The organism is Pseudoalteromonas sp. 1CM17D (assembly GCF_023161805.1).
Classification (GTDB): domain Bacteria; phylum Pseudomonadota; class Gammaproteobacteria; order Enterobacterales; family Alteromonadaceae; genus Pseudoalteromonas; species Pseudoalteromonas atlantica.
In genome coordinates this window covers 215,505-231,943 of the sequence record NZ_JALNTP010000005.1, presented here as the reverse complement: position 1 = coordinate 231,943, position 16,439 = coordinate 215,505, and the positions used below count along the sequence as shown (strand labels likewise).

The 16,439-nt window shown below is 40.3% G+C and carries 17 protein-coding genes; 2 read left to right on the top strand and 15 right to left on the bottom strand.

Annotation, left to right across the window (positions count from 1 at the left end; genetic code table 11):
• Positions 1–92: 92 nt before the first annotated feature.
• From MSC25_RS11350 to MSC25_RS11325, 6 genes are all read right to left on the bottom strand, one after another.
• A complete protein-coding gene (locus tag MSC25_RS11350) occupies positions 93–1,631 on the bottom strand; it encodes a glucan biosynthesis protein (RefSeq protein ID WP_248443463.1) in 1,539 nt (512 codons plus the stop codon).
• A gap of 466 nt (positions 1,632–2,097) precedes the next feature.
• Positions 2,098–2,850 carry an SDR family oxidoreductase gene (locus MSC25_RS11345; RefSeq protein ID WP_248443462.1) on the bottom strand — a complete coding sequence of 251 codons (753 nt, stop codon included), beginning with the start codon at positions 2,848–2,850 and terminating at the stop codon, positions 2,098–2,100.
• Between the two features lie 112 nt (positions 2,851–2,962).
• A complete protein-coding gene (locus tag MSC25_RS11340; RefSeq protein WP_248443461.1) occupies positions 2,963–3,361 on the bottom strand; it encodes a hypothetical protein in 399 nt (132 codons plus the stop codon).
• A 149-nt stretch (positions 3,362–3,510) separates the two neighbouring features.
• Complete coding sequence (locus MSC25_RS11335) at positions 3,511–3,813, bottom strand: hypothetical protein (protein WP_248443460.1); 303 nt, start codon at positions 3,811–3,813, stop codon at positions 3,511–3,513.
• A 439-nt stretch (positions 3,814–4,252) separates the two neighbouring features.
• Complete coding sequence (locus MSC25_RS11330; RefSeq protein ID WP_248443459.1) at positions 4,253–4,504, bottom strand: Rho-binding antiterminator; 252 nt, start codon at positions 4,502–4,504, stop codon at positions 4,253–4,255.
• Between the two features lie 15 nt (positions 4,505–4,519).
• Positions 4,520–5,359, bottom strand: a complete 840-nt coding sequence (locus MSC25_RS11325) for a DUF417 family protein (protein WP_248443458.1) — start codon at positions 5,357–5,359, stop codon at positions 4,520–4,522.
• A gap of 358 nt (positions 5,360–5,717) precedes the next feature.
• Between MSC25_RS11325 and MSC25_RS11320 the strand changes: the two genes are divergently transcribed.
• Positions 5,718–6,098 carry a GNAT family N-acetyltransferase gene (locus tag MSC25_RS11320; RefSeq protein ID WP_248443457.1) on the top strand — a complete coding sequence of 127 codons (381 nt, stop codon included), beginning with the start codon at positions 5,718–5,720 and terminating at the stop codon, positions 6,096–6,098.
• Here MSC25_RS11320 and MSC25_RS11315 read toward each other — a convergent pair.
• From MSC25_RS11315 to MSC25_RS11300, 4 genes are all read right to left on the bottom strand, one after another.
• Positions 6,095–6,730, bottom strand: a complete 636-nt coding sequence (locus MSC25_RS11315; RefSeq protein ID WP_248443456.1) for a trimeric intracellular cation channel family protein — start codon at positions 6,728–6,730, stop codon at positions 6,095–6,097. The two genes, MSC25_RS11320 and MSC25_RS11315, sit on opposite strands and share 4 nt — an antisense overlap.
• A 364-nt stretch (positions 6,731–7,094) precedes the next feature.
• Complete coding sequence (locus MSC25_RS11310; RefSeq protein ID WP_248443455.1) at positions 7,095–7,358, bottom strand: hypothetical protein; 264 nt, start codon at positions 7,356–7,358, stop codon at positions 7,095–7,097.
• Between the two features lie 42 nt (positions 7,359–7,400).
• On the bottom strand, positions 7,401–7,994 hold the full coding sequence (locus tag MSC25_RS11305; RefSeq protein WP_064387094.1) for an RDD family protein: 594 nt from the start codon (positions 7,992–7,994) through the stop codon (positions 7,401–7,403).
• Between the two features lie 147 nt (positions 7,995–8,141).
• Complete coding sequence (locus MSC25_RS11300) at positions 8,142–9,296, bottom strand: iron-containing alcohol dehydrogenase (protein WP_004587069.1); 1,155 nt, start codon at positions 9,294–9,296, stop codon at positions 8,142–8,144.
• Positions 9,297–9,517: 221 nt separating this feature from the next.
• Here MSC25_RS11300 and MSC25_RS11295 point away from each other — a divergent pair, with 221 nt between their 5' ends.
• A complete protein-coding gene (locus tag MSC25_RS11295; protein ID WP_248443453.1) occupies positions 9,518–10,417 on the top strand; it encodes a LysR family transcriptional regulator in 900 nt (299 codons plus the stop codon).
• 230 nt (positions 10,418–10,647) lie between these two features.
• Here the strand turns inward: MSC25_RS11295 and MSC25_RS11290 are convergent, their stop codons facing one another.
• The 5 genes from MSC25_RS11290 to MSC25_RS11270 all read right to left on the bottom strand — a co-directional run bounded on the left by MSC25_RS11290 (position 10,648) and on the right by MSC25_RS11270 (position 16,424).
• Positions 10,648–11,043: a DUF4019 domain-containing protein gene (locus MSC25_RS11290; RefSeq protein ID WP_248443452.1), complete on the bottom strand. Its 396-nt coding sequence runs from the start codon at positions 11,041–11,043 to the stop codon at positions 10,648–10,650.
• A gap of 105 nt (positions 11,044–11,148) precedes the next feature.
• Positions 11,149–12,162: an MBL fold metallo-hydrolase gene (locus MSC25_RS11285; protein ID WP_248443451.1), complete on the bottom strand. Its 1,014-nt coding sequence runs from the start codon at positions 12,160–12,162 to the stop codon at positions 11,149–11,151.
• 9 nt (positions 12,163–12,171) lie between these two features.
• Positions 12,172–14,070: a TonB-dependent receptor gene (locus MSC25_RS11280; protein WP_248443450.1), complete on the bottom strand. Its 1,899-nt coding sequence runs from the start codon at positions 14,068–14,070 to the stop codon at positions 12,172–12,174.
• Between the two features lie 212 nt (positions 14,071–14,282).
• Positions 14,283–15,017 (bottom strand): DUF5020 domain-containing protein, encoded by a 735-nt coding sequence (locus MSC25_RS11275; protein ID WP_248443449.1) that lies wholly within the window; start codon positions 15,015–15,017, stop codon positions 14,283–14,285.
• A gap of 30 nt (positions 15,018–15,047) precedes the next feature.
• Entirely contained in the window at positions 15,048–16,424 is a 1,377-nt protein-coding gene (locus tag MSC25_RS11270) for a nucleobase:cation symporter-2 family protein (RefSeq protein WP_248443448.1), read from the bottom strand.
• Between the last annotated feature and the right edge of the window lie 15 nt (positions 16,425–16,439).

Sequence of the window (16,439 nt, the reverse complement as noted above, 5' to 3'; positions counted from 1 at the left end):
AACATACTTACTAAGGTTTGAATGTTAATGGCTATATACCGCACAACTATATAGCCATTTGTTTTACTTAAGCCTGTTAAACCTTAGCTTAGTTACTCAATCGTTACTTTTGCATCACTTACCCATGTTTCGGTTATCGCCTCTTCGTTTCTATCAACCAAATACGCGCGTATACTTACGGGGTCGTTATTGCTCTGTTTGTAGTCAAACGCTAATCGCCATTGGTTGGTCCCCACTATTGGGTAAGCACCAATTGGCTCAAGTATTTCGCCGTTACTGGCTTCAACAATAGGCTTTATGCCACTTTCTCTATCTAGGCCTTTAAATACTGGGCCTTCAAAATCAATCACCATTTTGTTTACGCCCTCAGGAATAGGCTGGCCAGGAATTCCGCCCTGTCCTTGGCGAGTATTAACAACACTTGCTAGGTTTTTTGATTTTGGATCGAGTGGACGCCACTCAATATCATAAGAAAAGGTAAACTCATCGCCTTTACGTACCTCTTTTTCAGGCACCCAATAGGCAACAATGTTATCAAACGTTTCATCTTTAGTTGGGATTTCGATTAGCTGCACAGCGCCTCTCCCCCAATCGCCCGTAGGCTTTATCCACGCTGATGAACGCTTATTGTAAAACACGCCGTCGTCTTGGTAGTTATTAAAGTCACGATCCCTTTGGATTAAGCCAAAGCCTTTAGGGTTTTCATCAATAAAGCTATTGGTCGACACCGACTGCGGATTATTTAACGGTCGCCAAATATACTGGCCCGACCCAGTATGAATAGCTAAGCCATCGCTGTCGTGAATTTCTGGGCGCCAGTCTTTCGCTACCGTTTTATCTTTTTCTGAGTACCAGTACATGCTGGTTAGCGGCGCTATACCTAAGCGCTCTACATCGGCGCGCATATACAAATTAGCACTTACAGAAGTAACATGCCCTTTGGCCTCTTTGTTGTCTTTACTTAAACCAAACCGATAAGCACCTGTAACAGAGGGCCCCTCAAGCAATGCCCACACAGACATGCTCTCACCTTTATTTTCTGCAGGGCCTAACCAAAATGCCGAAAAGCGTGGAAATTCTTCTGGCTCACTCATACCGGTATTAATTGCAATACCACGAGCCGACAACCCATATTGCCCCTGAGGGCCATCAGTTCTAAAATAAGACGCCCCCAAAAACGATATCCAATCTGGTTTTATATCGGGGCGCATAATTCTAAAGCCTGCAAACCCAAACCCTTCTGGCAGGTCGTGGGCAGGGCTATCGTCAGGCATATCAAAAAGCGCATTACTAAAAGGCAGTTCTTTAACGTTGTTTTTATCATCTCTGATGAAAATACTTACCGGTTCAGGAAAATACCGCCCAGGGTAAAATAATTGCACCGGTGCCTTTTTGCCATTTGGGTAGAGGGTTTCATCTTCTTTAAAGCGTATTTTCCAATGTTCGTCATAGGTAATTTTATCAATAAGCTCAGGTGCTGGCACTTCCACAGGCGTATAAGGCTTTTTGGCAGAGGCTTTTGCCATTGCTTTTAAATCTTCAAAAGTAAACTTAGCACTTGCTTGTGCTTGCGCCGCGTGTAACGACACAGAGGAGGCAATAATAGCGGCAATAAATAACTTTAACTTCATAAAAAGTATCTCTAGTAAAATGAGTCTAAAAATAAGCGCCCATTACGAACGCCTAACTTAAAATGCTTGTAAAGATATTACACACCGCAATATGAACTCGCGTTTACTAAAATAACGTTATTTGGCGAAGCTTTTATGCTTAGCTGTGTTTAGGGGAGATTGTGTTTGAATACTTGTGTTTAGGGGAGATTGTGTTTGAATAGTTGCGTTTGAATAGTTGCGTTTGAATAGCTGTATTAAATAAATGCGGCTGATATAGCTTTTACTTAGTTAAAGCCTGTTAGTACTTTAAAATCGAAATACTGATCTGTGCGTCGCTGCTACGCTTAGTATAAATACCTGATTAATGCAGGCTTCTCAACAAAAACTGAGAAGTCGAGTAGCATATTCAATCCTTTTTTAACTTATAACACCCACTTAAAAGTGTTAAGCGTGAGGAATTGCCCTTATATTGGTTTGCTATGTATTAAAGGCCACCACATAAGTCTAAAAAATTCCCTGTCGAGAACGATGACTTTGCTGATGAAAGCCAAAAAATAGCTTCGGCCACCTCCTCAGGTTCACCTCCGCGCTTCAGAGGAATAAGCTCCTTTAACCTTTCTACTCTTTCAGGTTCACCACCATCAGCGTGCATTTGCGTATTAATTAGCCCAGGACGCACACAATTAACTCTAATTCCTTCACAAGCAACCTCTAGTGATAAACCTTTAGTGAGTGTATCTATAGCCCCTTTTGAGGCAGCATAATCAATATATTCATTCGGTGAACCTGAACGAGATGCCCCCGATGAAACATTTACAATAACCCCACCGTTTCCGCTATGGCGTGTAGACATACGCTTTATGGCCTCTCTACAGCACAAGAAGTAACTAGTCACGTTATTTGCTAAAATAGTATTAATTCTTTCAGCTGTTAAATCCTCCAAACGCGACTGCTTACGTAAAATACCAGCGTTATTAACAAGTACTGATAACGGGCCTAGCTCTGCATCAATTTTTTTAAACAGTCTCAGCACATCTTTCTCAACCGAAACATCTGCTTGGACTGTAATACAACGATTACCTGCAGCCCTAATATCGCTTGCGACAGCTTCGGCAGAAGCTAGATTAGACTTGTAATTGATACAAACCGCATACCCTTTTGATGCAAATAATTTAGATGTAGCAGCACCAATACCTCGACCTCCGCCCGTTATTAAAACCACTTTTGTGTTATTCATTAGTCATCCTTAAATAATGATGATGGAGGAATATAAAATGCATTACTAAATAATAAGTAGTTGGCATAAATTAGTTATACAGGAGACAAACCAGCTGTTTAGGTTCTGCTTTTCATTTTTTTATTACGCTAAATTTTTTACTACGTAATTGAATACCAAGTAGCGTCCCTAATAAAACAGCAATTACATGCAGCAAAGCTGGAATCAAATATATTAAAGGCTCCATTGATATTTCTAGCAAAATAGATAGTAAGGCACCGACACTTAAGTTAATAAACCAATAAACAGCCGCAACTAAAAAGGCGTATTTATAAGGCCTCACTGTTTGCTTATAGCCTAAATAGCAATAAACAATTAAAGAGGTTCCAAACCCGAGGACGTAATGAGTATAAATGTATGATGTGCTTTGAGTCACCTCATCAAAGCCAACAATCTTTGTTGCTATTGTTGATAAAGCAATTAGTAATAAATACAAGCCTACTAAAAAGAGTAAAATCCTAGAGTATTTCACAATAATCCTTTAGTAATATAATTAGGCTGTAGAATAGCTCCAACAGCCTAATTTAATTAAAAGAAGTAATTTTACAATCTCAACGCAACAATTTTACGGCTTAAAATAGCTGGTTAAAATAAGCTAGGTAATAATAAAAAAGCTAGTTATTAGAGTTTGGTAGCTTGTACATATTTACAGCACTGTCTTAGCAAGGCCTCTGCGGACTCTTTGTTAGATGGATCGTGTTTACTCGAACCAAGTTCAACACCTATTGCCGTATAAACACTGCTATTTAATTGTAAAAATTTAGTTTGATTAGGTGCAATTATTAGCTGTTTTGTATTACTCCATCCCCCTGTGAGTGGGCTCCAGCTAATTTTTAAATCATAGTTACCCGCCGGTAATTTTATGTAAGAAAAAGTATTGTTTGGTAGTGCTACGATTTTTTTATCATTTATACTTACACGCATATCCGATGCCGCTGGTGGGGTAAACAACCTATGGAATACCAAAACACTATGTTCTTCATTTGGTTGAGGTAGCTGTACCTAGTCAAAAGTTAAAGCATTTCTTGGGGCTGAAGCACAACCACTTAAAAATAATAGTAAGCAAAAATATATATAACGCATAAGCACCTATGAGATTTAAATTCTAACGAGTATGTAGATTAACTCGTTTTTTATTTGTTTTTGTTAATAAGAAAACAATAGCCGAGTTCCTATTTTGGTTCAATTGATTACTGTATTTTTACGCAGAATATAAAAAGAGCTTGGTGTTGTTTTAATTGGCGTTTTGGAATGTATGCATTTAGCACGTATGAGTTAAAGCATTGGCGAGATAAGCGAGCCTTAACATATTGACGATACAGGCCCGCTGAAGTGTTTATGATAAAACGAATGGGTTAGTGATTTACTTTACATCAAAGTTCACATGATCAAAGTAAGGATTACTCTTACGCGCTTTAATTACGCTTATGCTGGTAAGTTCTATAAACTTTAGCTCGCCATTTACGTTAATGGCAATGCACTCTTGTTTGAGTGCATTGCGTTTTGTATCAGTTGCTACACCACATACACTATCACCATTTTTTAATATAAGCTCAATGCGTAAATGGTGCATACAGGCAATTTCGATGTAATCGTAATGGTTGCAACTGATCATAACGTCCTCTTTAAATTATTTAGCTGGCTTAAGTAGCATTAAAGTGGCAATAACAATTAAGTTGCCTACATACCATAAATCTTTAATTACAAATTGCCCTAAACGCTCTAATAACGTGCTTGAGCTAAATGCACCGGTGGCGGTTATTAAAAATGTTTGGGTCATTAAAAATACACTTAAACACGCTAAGCCACTTATAATAATTAGCTTTTTATTATTTAAAAATAGCCCTAAGCCCAATAACACAGCAAATAATACATCAAACCCGCCAATGATATTTGATGCGCCTTGTACGCTAAATACCGTGTATAACCACGACATAAACGGTGAGGTTTCTACAAGTCCTACAATGGCTTTGGCTTCAAACTCATAAAATTTCATGCCGCCAATCCACAGTAAAACCATAGCAACCGGTATAAAGTTTAAAAGTACGTGTTGTTTGTCTGTTAGTTTATTTTTATAAAACAAAAATAAATACAAAGGGATGATAGCAAAGTATTTAATTATGCCTTGCCCACTGCCAATAATTGGAAAGCCGCCTAACTGTGCCATCCAGCGGTTACTGGCAAATAAGGTAAGTAAAGGCACTATGCTAACAACTAACGCGAGTATAAGTGCAGGCATCGGCTTTATTAATTTTAAATGCGCAGCTAAGGTGGTGACTGCCAACGCAATCATCGCGGTGCCTGTGAGCAAACCTAATGTATTGTTACTGAGTAAGGTATCAAGTTCATAAAAACTAAAGGTAGCTGAGAGTGTGTTTGGGTTTGCACCTAAAGCAAACGATACACCAAGTAATGCAAAGCTGAGTGTAAGTAAAAAGGTGAGTGCGTTATTTGTGTGTGTTATGTTCATTGTGTGCCCATTAAATCTGTAATGGCTAATAAAGACCTAATTTTTACAGAAAGTGATTCAACTAAAGTTAAATTTTTTAAATACAAGGAAGGACATTTTGGTTTTTACGTTTACAAAAGCCACGCGTGAATAGAGGTTTAACCTGAGCTTTGGTTAAGAGATTTAGATATAGTTGGTTAGTAATGTTACTGGGTCTGTTTTCTCTAGCTAGAAATTTTAAGTGAAAACAAGGCGAATTTGCGCGTCAATAGCTAGCCTATTGCAAGTAAATTCAACGCAGTTAGCGCTAAAGATAGCTGCTTGAGATAGATTTATTAGCCAAGGCTCAGGTTATTAATTATGTCTTAGAAAACTTACTATGGTAGAGCACCTTGAGGTGGCCGGCTTGTTTTTAACTGAGCAACAGCATAATGAAAGGGTTGACGAGCAATTCGATTGCTCTCATCTTATACAGTTTAATGGTGAAACTATAGGTACGCTAAAGTACAAGATATGGGGTAGCCACATTGAAATAATGCAATTGCAAATACACCCCAACCATCAAAATAAAGGCTACGGCAGAGGCGTTATTGAGCAAGTAATTAAAACTGCAAAGTTAAAGCCTATCAAACTAACAGTACTTAAAAACAACCCTGCTAAAGCACTTTATACTCGACTAGGCTTTAAGATCACTGGGGAAGATAACTATGAGTACCATATGCAAACTCAGCCAATTAATAACTCCCGCCTTAAAACCTAATCACACTGATTTTTAAAATCTTTTTTTCTGAAAATGGTTAGGTGCCAGCCCCATTTAAGCGAGCCTAGCCTTAAAAATACCGTAGAAAACAATGAGCCTAAAATACACCAAATATAATCAATACTTAAAGTAAACAACGCTGCATATACAAGTCCGCCAATTAAACAGGCTGAGGCATAAGGTTCGTTTCGCATAACCGAGGGCAACTCACGACAAATTACATCGCGTATAAGCCCGCCAAAAATACCGGTTGTTACACCCATAGTAATGGCGATTAACATACCTGTGCCGCTAATCAGCGCTTTTTCGATCCCCATAATATTAAACAAACCCATGCCTATGGCATCGACGAATAAAAAATAAGAGTTATTTACATGAGGCAAGTAACGTACAAATAATATTGTGGCCACAATGGCTGCGTAAGTTGAGTATAAATATTCGGGCGTAGCAATCCAAAATACAGGCTTATTTAGCAAAATATCTCTGAGAGTACCGCCGCCAAGCGCAGTGACAGTAGCCACCACAACCACCCCAAAACCACTTATGTTTTTTTCGTAGCCTAGCAGTGCTCCTGCAACCGAAAAAAAAGCCACTCCGAGCAGCCCCAACACCATAAAGTATTCAGCAGTCATGTGCATTCCCTTTTAAATTTTATACTTTGGTGTATCAATTTATATGCCAGATGTAATTAGCAAAAGCCAAAAGCGAGGATTAAAAGTACATTTAAAAACAATGGGTTAATAAATTTTTGATGAAATTAATGATGGGTTATTGTGATATGCGGTATTTTAAAAAGGTAATTATTTTAAAAGTGAGTAGTTTTTACACATTATTTATTTTTAGCTGAGTCGCCTTTTTTAGTGCCCACCAGCACTAGGGTCTGTTGACCTTTCGAGGTTAAATTTGCAGCTGCCCTTCGGGTTCTGCCTAGGGACAATTTACTCTTTGTTGCTCGGTTTTTACTTAGCCCACTAGGTTACAAACCTCGCGCCGCGATTAAATTGCCCCTAGTTTGAACAAATTTAATCGGCAAAGGTCAACAATTTCAACCGCATGGCATTGTTCTTTTTTCATATAATGCCATTGTAAAAATACCCTCAATAGGACAAATGCAAATAAGTATAAAAATTGATGCAGCAAAGGTTGTTCAATAAATACCTCTACCCAAAATAAAATAATAACGGCGATGAACGTATTACACCCAAGCGTCCAAAGTAGTTTTGCGCTGGGTGCTTTTTTGTACCTTGTCAGTTTTTTCATAAATCCCTTTAAAGTATTATCCTTCGCTGAGCATTGCTCATGCTAAATATTACTTACTTTTGTTCCCGCTATATGATCGTGTAAACAGCGTTTATCTTTTCCTAATATAAATGCAGGGTTTACAAATCCAGCAATAAACTGACCTACCGAAGGGACTAGTGATAGCAGCTGCATAGGTAACATGCGTTTAAAGTAAATAGTTGTAAAACTTGCTTGTGTGCCGTCTAGGTTTTCTATACGAATAGACATGCAGTATTTACCAATAGTTTGTCCGCGGTGATACATAAGGTAACCATGAAGCACTAACATAGAAAACACACCGAAGCCCCATAAAAATGCCGTTAAACTCAGATTTGGTTGGCTTAAACTTTCAAAACCGATATACATTATTACAGGTATAAAAACCGCTATACCTAATAGGCCGTCAATAATAGCAGCAACAAGCCTGTCCCCGCGTGATGCTTTTTCTCCCGCTATTTTTAGGTCGGCATTGTGTGCGGGTTCTTGCGCTTCTCGGGTTTTTATAAGCTCGTCTATTTCTTTTGCGCGCTCAGGAAAGCGTTCTCGGTCAATGACTTTTGCGCTGGAGTAAAGTTCATCTAATGTGTAGGTAGAAAAGTCTATTGGGGTGTCCATGCTTGGGGTATTCCTTAACGTAATTTAACCCAAAGTAGCATAGCTTTAGTAATTTATTCAATAATCTATGTAAAAAATCTAGTTCAACATTTAGCTTTTTGAGCATAAAAAATGGCGCTAAAAAGCGCCATTCAAAAAACAATTAAATTAAAGCGCTAGGCTTAAAATTTTCTTCGCTTTAGCTATGTCAATATCACCATGTTCGCCAAGGGCTGTCATGCCGTTACGCTCAAGGTTGTTGGCAACGGCTTCAACCGCGTCTTCACCTAGGTCGTAATCGCCAAGTTTTGTTTTAATGCCCATTTGCTCAAAAAAGTCTTGAGTATGTTTAATGGTTGCATCAATCAGCTCGTTTTTGTCTTGCATATCAAGGCCAAATACACGCTCACCTAACTGAATAATTTTAGCGCGTTTTTGCTCTTGCTGAACAAACATAAGCGGCGGTAATACAATTGCAAGTGTTACAGCGTGATCTAAGCTATAAAGCGCTGTTAGCTCGTGGCCAATCATATGCGTAGACCAATCTTGCGGTACGCCTTGGCCAATTAAGCCATTTAGTGCCATCGTTGCCGACCACATTACGTTTGCACGAACATCGTAATCTTCTGGGTTTTCAAGGGCTTTAGGGCCTTGCTCAATTAGCGTAGATAAAATACCTTCTGCAAAACGGTCTTGCAGTGGCGCATTAACTGGGTACGTTAAGTATTGCTCAATAACATGTACAAACGCATCAACTACACCGTTAGAAATTTGGCGAGTTGGCAGTGAGAATGTATACGTAGGATCAAGCACGGCAAATTGCGGTTGTACAATTGGCGTACCAAAGGCACGTTTTTGCTGGGTTTCTTTACGGGTAACAACCGAGTTACCGTTGCTTTCTGAGCCAGTAGCCGGAAGCGTTAATACCGCGCCAATAGGTAATGCACTTTTTACTTCTGCGCCATTAACTAAAATATCCCAGCCGTCGCCTTCGTATTTTGCTGCTGCCGCTACGTATTTAGCGCCGTCGATAACACTACCGCCGCCTACAGCTAATATAAAGCTAACGTTTTGCTCTTTCACAATTTCTACAGCTTTTGAAAGTGTTTCGTAAGTTGGGTTTGGCTCAACTCCCGAAAACTCCACAAAGTCCACACCTTCAAGTGCATTTACTACATCGTCATATACGCCGTTCTTTTTGATCGAACCGCCACCGTATAAAAACATGACCTTGCCTTGGCTTGGTACGCGGCTTGCGATCTCATTAATTTGATCTTTGCCGAATAAAATCTCGGTGCGGTTTTTAAATGCAAAATTTAACATATTTGTACTCTACTTGGTTACGGGGCTCAGCCCCTGGTGCTCATTGCTTTATAAAATGGGAATTAATAGTTAACTTTCAAGTAATTAATTACCTATTTTATAAATTAAATATGAAAATGTTTAATGTCTAACTGAACGAGCGCAAGTGTACGCGCACTTTACAATAAGTAGAATTCAGTTAATCTTGCTTTACCCATCGGATTTCTGATACCTAATGTTTTATGTCTTATTTTGTACAATTACGCACCTTTGTTGAGGTATATCGTTGTAAAAACATCTCTCGGGCTGCTAAAAATTTGGGGCTTTCGCAACCAGCTGCAACCGCGCATATACAAACAATGGAGTCGGTGGTAGGTAAATCGTTATTTGAGCGGCGTCACCGAGGCGTAGAACCAAGTAATGCCGCCCACGATTTAGCAGGCCAAGTGGCAAATCACCTTGATGCTATAGAGCAAAAAGTTGCCTCTGTACGCACCCGTTCAAACGATGTGAGCGGAACGATTACACTAGCCGGACCCGCCGAATATATTAGTTATGTTGCCTCAGCACAGCTGGCAAATTTGTTACAAGCAGGCAATGTTGATGTGGTCGTGCTGCCTGGTAATCGTGAGCAAATTTATTCAGCGCTCGACACCGGCGTTGCCGATATGGCTATTACAGCCTCTCTGCCCGATAACAAAATTTACGACTTTGAAGTGCTCGACAGCGAAGAGCTAGTACTGGTGGCGCACCGTTTATTAGCGCAAAGCTTAGAGGGGCAAACCATTACGCCAGCACTTTTAAATACGCTGCCAGTGGTCAGTTACGACAGCCAATTACCGCTTATACGCCAGTATTTTGATACTGTATTTAAACAAAACTGTACGTCAAAAATAATTGCACGCTGCCCCGACATACGCGCGCTCGCCGGCATAGTAAGAACCGGTGTAGGCTATACCGTGCTGCCTGATTATATATGTCATGACGATATTCAATCGGGTAGATTAATTAAACTTGGTCCGCAAGGGCCGGAAAACAATTTGTACTTAGCGTGGCGTAAAGGGGCGCTTGCTCACCCGCGGCTTAATTATGCCCGCGATGTGTTAATGGCTTTTTCTAATATTAATAAATACGCAAAATAGTTTTTTAACTTATACCAATCCCCATAATTAAGTGATCTATTTTGAGGATAGGTAAACGTGATGATAGCAAGGCAAAAAATTCGCTACTTAGTTGCTCTCGGCAATTGCTCCTGCATTGCTCTACCTTCTGCATCCATGCAGTCGTAAATGAGAATTTTTTAACGCAGATAGCGACACGTTTAGCCCCTGAAAATCATTATGTATTATTACGGATTGGTATTGAACGCTGGTTATTTAATAAAATAGCCAACCGCGCGCCATTGCCCACTGCTTTTACTTAATGTAAGGGTTTCAACCGCAAGCCTTGCTGAAAATTGCGTTTTAAATTGCACAATAAGGTATTTACCTTGCGGGGCACCAGGTAAAGATGAGTAAGCGTTAGCACTTATTTGTTCTCGCGTAGCCACTTTACCTAGTGGCGCACGCACTGTGTTTAGGGCGCTTTTCCAGTTTGCTTTACTTAATTGCGATTTAAATAACGCATCGGCTTGTTGCCAACTTTTTGTGTATTCACCCGCATCAATTAACTGTAACCAGTTTATTGCTACGGGCATATTTTTAGTGGTTTCGGCCCACACTGAGCAGCTTATAAACAAGCATAAAATTAAAATGAGGGGTTTCATCATTCTTCCTTTTAATCTGGCGTTAAAAGTAAATATAGATACTCCAAATTACAACACATTGGTTAAATGGTTAACCCCTAATATTAAAAACTTTTGCAAATAAGTGCCTTACTCTCCTTTAATTTTTAAAACCTGCGCGTATGTGCAATCGCTTAACATAGAAAAACCATGCGAGGCTTGCTCTTGGCCTATTACAAATGGATGCGCCGCCTCGGGGGCTCTATTTTTAAGTTGCTTTATGCGCTCAAACGAACCATCGCGTTTAGGATGGTTTGATATAAACACATCTACACCGGCTTGCATTGCCACATTACCAAAACGTTTAGCGGCAACACTGTAAGCGCTAATTCTCTCAATATCAGGCCCATAGTTTAGCCCAGTCCCTCCCCACAGGCTTAGCATATGTTTTTTGCCGTTATCGTATACTGGGAACAACAACGAAATAGTGCCAGGGGTGTGTCCAGGCGTTAAATGAACGCCAATGCTAGTATCGCCAAGCGTAATTGTATCTGCCTCTTTTGTGCTTATATCTCTTGTTGGCCGTTCACCCCAACGGGGGCTTTCAAAATCAAGCTTTGGTTGTTCTAAGCGTCGCCACTCAACCTCACTCATTACAACACGCGGTTTGTATTTATTAACTAAGTACTCTTGCCCACCGTAATGATCACCATGCCCATGGCTAATAATTAAATACTTAATATCTTCGGGGTTTAAGCCTAGTGTGAGCAAACCTTTTTCAATGTAATTTTTAGCTTGTTCGTTGTTATTTAGCGCATCAATAACAATAAGCCCTTGTGATGTTTTAACTACCCAACTTGCCACTCCACCAGTACCTACATAATAAAGGTTGTCAAACACTTGTGTAGGTTCAATCGTTGATGAGCGCCGTTTACTACCCAACTTTTTACTGCGCTTTTTACCTTCATTACTAGTGCGGACACGCTTTGTTAAATCACGTAACGGGTTTTGTATATCGCATAGGCTTGTTAGCCCCGGAAACTCATCAGCGTACTGCATGCCTTTTTCGACATAATCTTGCGCTGTTAATTGTGTATTTTGCGCAATAGCCGGATACGTAGCTAAAAAGCTAAGTACCACAGCAGATAATATAAATTTTGGCATAAAAACCCCTTATAGTTTTGTATCTATAGCTAGCCAGTAGCGTCGGCCATCTTCTACATAGCCGTATTCATCGTAGCTGGTTGCTTTATCAAATATATTGTAAATACCAAACATAACTTTAACGTTACCGTTTACTTGCCACGCACTGCCTATATCTGCTGTTGCAATAGAAGGGGCTGAGGTTAAACGGCTAGTTATAGAGACTGCTTCGGTTTCTTTACCGCGGTAATTAGCACGTGCCCACGTATTAATATTATCGCTTACATCCCAGTTAATATTTAGCGTTGCTAAATGTTTAGGTATTTGCGTAAGTGGCTGGCCTTTATTGTCGCCACTGCGTTGCTCAGAAAACGTATAGCTGTAGCTAGTTGCAAGGGTAATATCTGCACTTAACATTGTTTCTATATTTAGCTCAGCCCCATAAGTCACCGCTTTATCAATATTGATGTTATAGCGGTCGGTTTCATCACCACACACTGTGATAGGGCATAAAACGGTGTTAATTTTGTCTTCAAAGCTATTATGAAAAACCGTGATATTAGTTTGAAAATCACTGTTAGCATAATACACAGCCGCTTCTTTACTGACGGATGTTTCGGGCTCTAGGTCAGCATTTCCATATAAATCGCCACCGCGGCTGCTTTGGATCCAATTAGGGCTAAGCTCGCGTAAATCTGGCGCTCTGTAACCGGTAGCTACGCCCGATTTAAAGGTCCATGCCTCATTAATATTCCAAACTCCGTATAGGCGTGGACTCAAGTGCGAATCAAACTGCTCGTTATCATCAACTCGTAAACCCGTGGTAATGGTAAAATCGGGGTGTAAGCTCCACTCATCTTCAGCAAATAGCGACCATTGTTTATTATCTATTTTAGTAATAGTGGCTGCGTTTGTTGTTTTGTCATCAAGCTTTTCTTGTTCAAATGCGCCGCCTAATGTTACATGGTGGTTTTCAAGTGCAATTGACCACTGCGTATTTGCTAAGGTATTTTCGATGGTTATTTCACGGCCTTCGTTTTCAACCGACTCTTGTTGAATATACGAATGCGCAGCGCCCCAACTATAGCTGCCTTTATGTGCTAACGACCACGTGTTGCGGTTATTGTTCGTTTCGCTAGAGCTATTTCGACTAGGTAGCGATAGCCCCGAGGTAGAAATACGTTTTTGATCGTGTTCGCTGTATTCAAGCGATATCACATCGTGCTGGGTGGCTGTTAAATGCAGTGTACCACTGTAACTTGTCAGCTCTTTTTCACCGTAACCGCGCTCAATTTCATCTTCTTCACGCTCTTGGTAAAGAACCGAAAGGTTAACGCTTAATAAATCTTTTATTAATGGCCCCGCTGCATATATTTGCCCTTGGTATTCATCACCCGAATTACTGTTTTCTTGCTGTGTGGTTTCTAGGCGAACATTAGCATGCCAATTGTCGTAATTTTTACGGGTTATAACATTAATAACGCCGCCAATTGCATCCGACCCATACAACGTAGACATAGGCCCACGCACAACTTCAATACGTTCAATAGCGTCTAGTGGTGGCAGCCAATCTTGCTCAAAGCCACCGCTGCCGCTTGGTTGTGATTCACGCCCTGACTGCTTTTTACCGTCTACCAAAATAGCAGTGTACTGCGCTGGCATGCCACGCACGCTTATATCTTGTCGCGAGCCACCACCGGTAACCGTAACCCCTACAACATCGTTAAGTGCATCGGTTAAGTCTTTATAAGCGCGGTTTTCTAGCTGCTTTTTGCTAATTAAAGTAATAGAAGCTGGCGCTTGCGCTAAGGTTTGTTCAAAGCCAGAGGCGGTCACTACTATTGTTTCTATATCATTGTTAGCGTTAGCCAAAGTGTAAAATGGCGCGACAGCAATTAGAGGCAGAGCTAAAGTGTTTTTCAGAGTCATTACGTGGTATTTAATTAGTTATTTTACGTAATGATAACAATTATCAATAACCTCAGCAATTAACATTTCATTAATCCACAATAAAACTTAACCGATTAAGCTGCAGTTACTCCAGTGCCATTATTAACAATAAGCCAATTTTATTGCGTTTAATGTACAAAAAAGGCTGCATTAACTAGCAGCCTTTTTTGTATTCTGTAACGCTTAAAGTTTTAAAAATGCCATTTAACCATTAGGTTTGGGTTGTGCTCTGTTTGACCATCTACACCAAACTTATTTTTCCAATATACGTATTCTATACCTACATCAAGGCGACCTGTGTCTAGGCCAAGCATAGGAGCAATGTTGTATTTAAGTTGTGAGGTAAAGTTAAAGCCGCCTTCGCTTTTACCAAACATAGTGTCGGTACTGTCAACAATATCTAAAAAGCCATCGTATCTAAAGTTACCCTTGTTATAGCCCCACGTTACGGTTATTTGGTTGTTATCTTCACGCTCTATGCCAATATCGTCCTGAAAACGACGGTAATAAGCCACATTAAAATATTGAAACCCTGGTACATCTAACGATACGCCGCCACCTAATAAGTAGTTATTTTGATCGGTATCGCCCGAGCCATATTCTGTTTGTAGGCCTAAAAACACCCCTTTAACAAAGCTGTTTTGTGGCTTGTAAAGCGTTGGGTTTATGTTTAGCTCTCCGTATACTTCATCTGGGTTACTTAATCTATCCATAAAAAAGAAGGTACCGCCCCATGTATGCCCCGATGCATGCTCAATGGTTACTACGCTTCTGTCATCTTCCTCCCCCGAGAACGGCTCGAGGTAATCGGCGCCGGTCATGGCGGTTATACTAAAATCTGACCACAGCTCTTTTGCCGACACACTACTTGAACACACCGCGATAGCACTGACTAAGGCTAATTTTTTAATCGTTGTAATTTTCATTGTTAATCCCTTTGTTATAATTTTATTAGTCTAGTTAAGATGATCTGTACTTGCTGAATAATTTTCTGGTAAAACAAGCGTCATAACGATGGCGGTTAAACCCGATACCGTTACAGCGCTGCCAAAAATAGCGGTTACCAGCTTAGGCGCATTTATAAACATTTCGGGCACAAAGCTAACCCCTAGCCCCATACCTAAGCTCACCGCAATAATAAGTAAGCTACGACGATTTATTTTTTCGCTTGCAAGAATTTTTACCCCTGCGGCTGCCACTGTGCCAAACATGACAAGCGTTGCACCGCCTAGCACTGGTTTAGGAATATTTTGTAGCACAGCACCAATCACCGGAAATAACCCTAAAATAATCAAAATTACACCAATCCACAGGCCAATGTATCTACTTGCTACACCGGTTAATTGAATAACGCCGTTATTTTGGCTAAAAGTAGTATTAGGAAACGTATTAAATGCGGCAGCAATCATTGAGTTAACCCCATCGCCTAAAATACCGCCGCGTATACGCGCTAAATAGCTTGCGCCTTTTACCGGTAATTTAGACACCGCACAATTTGCGGTTATATCGCCTGTGGATTCAATGGCGGTAATTAGGTATAAAAAGCTAAAGGCAATCATGGCGCCAAAATCAATGTTAAAACCATATTTAAACGGTAGTGGCATGGCGATTAAATCAAATTCGCCCATTTTAAATTTGGCTATACCTAAAATAAGTGCAAGTAACCACCCTACTAACATGGCAACGACTACAGCGGTAAGCCTTACCCACTGATTTTTGCTAGCATTAAGTAATACCACCAGCGCCACCACCGAAAAGCCCACAATTAAGTTGCTTGGCGAGGCAAACTTTTCAGGCATATTAGTTAATAACCATTGCCCGCCGCCTATGTCGGTCATGCCTACTTTAATAAGGTAAACCCCAATGGTGGTGATCACCACACCGGTCACTACAGGCTTAATTACTTTGCCAAGCTTTTCTATAAAAAAGCTAATAAATATCTCTACAAAGGCTGCTAAAAAACACACAGCAAAAATGGTGGCAAGTATTTCATCGTTTCCGCCTCCAGTGGCTTTTACGGTAAAACCGGTTGCCAAAATAGTGCCTAAAAACGCAAAGCTGGTGCCTTGTACGCATATAAGCCCTGAGCCAATTGGCCCCACACGGCGAGCCTGAATAAATGTACCAACCCCCGATACAAACAACGCCATACTAATTAAATACGGTATTTCGCTACCAAGCCCCAACGCACCACCAATAATAAGCGTGGGCGTAATAATACCTACAAAACTTGCCAGTACATGTTGCAGGGCAGCAAAAAAGGATTCGGTCAGCCCTGGTTTATCATCTACTGCGTAAATTATGTCTTCTGAGATTGCTTCTTGGTTTGACATAGTCAACATCCTTTT

Excerpts from the sequence above, each read along its gene's own strand:
- MSC25_RS11350 (WP_248443463.1), bottom strand. The coding sequence starts at position 1,631 with ATGAAGTTAAAGTTATTTATTGCCGCTATTATTGCCTCCTCTGTGTCG.
- MSC25_RS11330 (WP_248443459.1), bottom strand. The coding sequence starts at position 4,504 with ATGATCAGTTGCAACCATTACGATTACATCGAAATTGCCTGTATGCAC.
- MSC25_RS11325 (WP_248443458.1), bottom strand. The coding sequence starts at position 5,359 with ATGAACATAACACACACAAATAACGCACTCACCTTTTTACTTACACTC.
- MSC25_RS11280 (WP_248443450.1), bottom strand. The coding sequence starts at position 14,070 with ATGACTCTGAAAAACACTTTAGCTCTGCCTCTAATTGCTGTCGCGCCA.
- MSC25_RS11275 (WP_248443449.1), bottom strand. The coding sequence starts at position 15,017 with ATGAAAATTACAACGATTAAAAAATTAGCCTTAGTCAGTGCTATCGCG.
- MSC25_RS11315 (WP_248443456.1), bottom strand. The coding sequence starts at position 6,730 with ATGACTGCTGAATACTTTATGGTGTTGGGGCTGCTCGGAGTGGCTTTT.
- MSC25_RS11305 (WP_064387094.1), bottom strand. The coding sequence starts at position 7,994 with ATGGACACCCCAATAGACTTTTCTACCTACACATTAGATGAACTTTAC.
- MSC25_RS11290 (WP_248443452.1), bottom strand. The coding sequence starts at position 11,043 with ATGATGAAACCCCTCATTTTAATTTTATGCTTGTTTATAAGCTGCTCA.
- MSC25_RS11320 (WP_248443457.1), top strand. The coding sequence starts at position 5,718 with ATGGTAGAGCACCTTGAGGTGGCCGGCTTGTTTTTAACTGAGCAACAG.
- MSC25_RS11270 (WP_248443448.1), bottom strand. The coding sequence starts at position 16,424 with ATGTCAAACCAAGAAGCAATCTCAGAAGACATAATTTACGCAGTAGAT.
- MSC25_RS11300 (WP_004587069.1), bottom strand. The coding sequence starts at position 9,296 with ATGTTAAATTTTGCATTTAAAAACCGCACCGAGATTTTATTCGGCAAA.
- MSC25_RS11335 (WP_248443460.1), bottom strand. The coding sequence starts at position 3,813 with ATGCGTGTAAGTATAAATGATAAAAAAATCGTAGCACTACCAAACAAT.
- MSC25_RS11345 (WP_248443462.1), bottom strand. The coding sequence starts at position 2,850 with ATGAATAACACAAAAGTGGTTTTAATAACGGGCGGAGGTCGAGGTATT.
- MSC25_RS11310 (WP_248443455.1), bottom strand. The coding sequence starts at position 7,358 with ATGAAAAAACTGACAAGGTACAAAAAAGCACCCAGCGCAAAACTACTT.
- MSC25_RS11285 (WP_248443451.1), bottom strand. The coding sequence starts at position 12,162 with ATGCCAAAATTTATATTATCTGCTGTGGTACTTAGCTTTTTAGCTACG.
- MSC25_RS11295 (WP_248443453.1), top strand. The coding sequence starts at position 9,518 with ATGTCTTATTTTGTACAATTACGCACCTTTGTTGAGGTATATCGTTGT.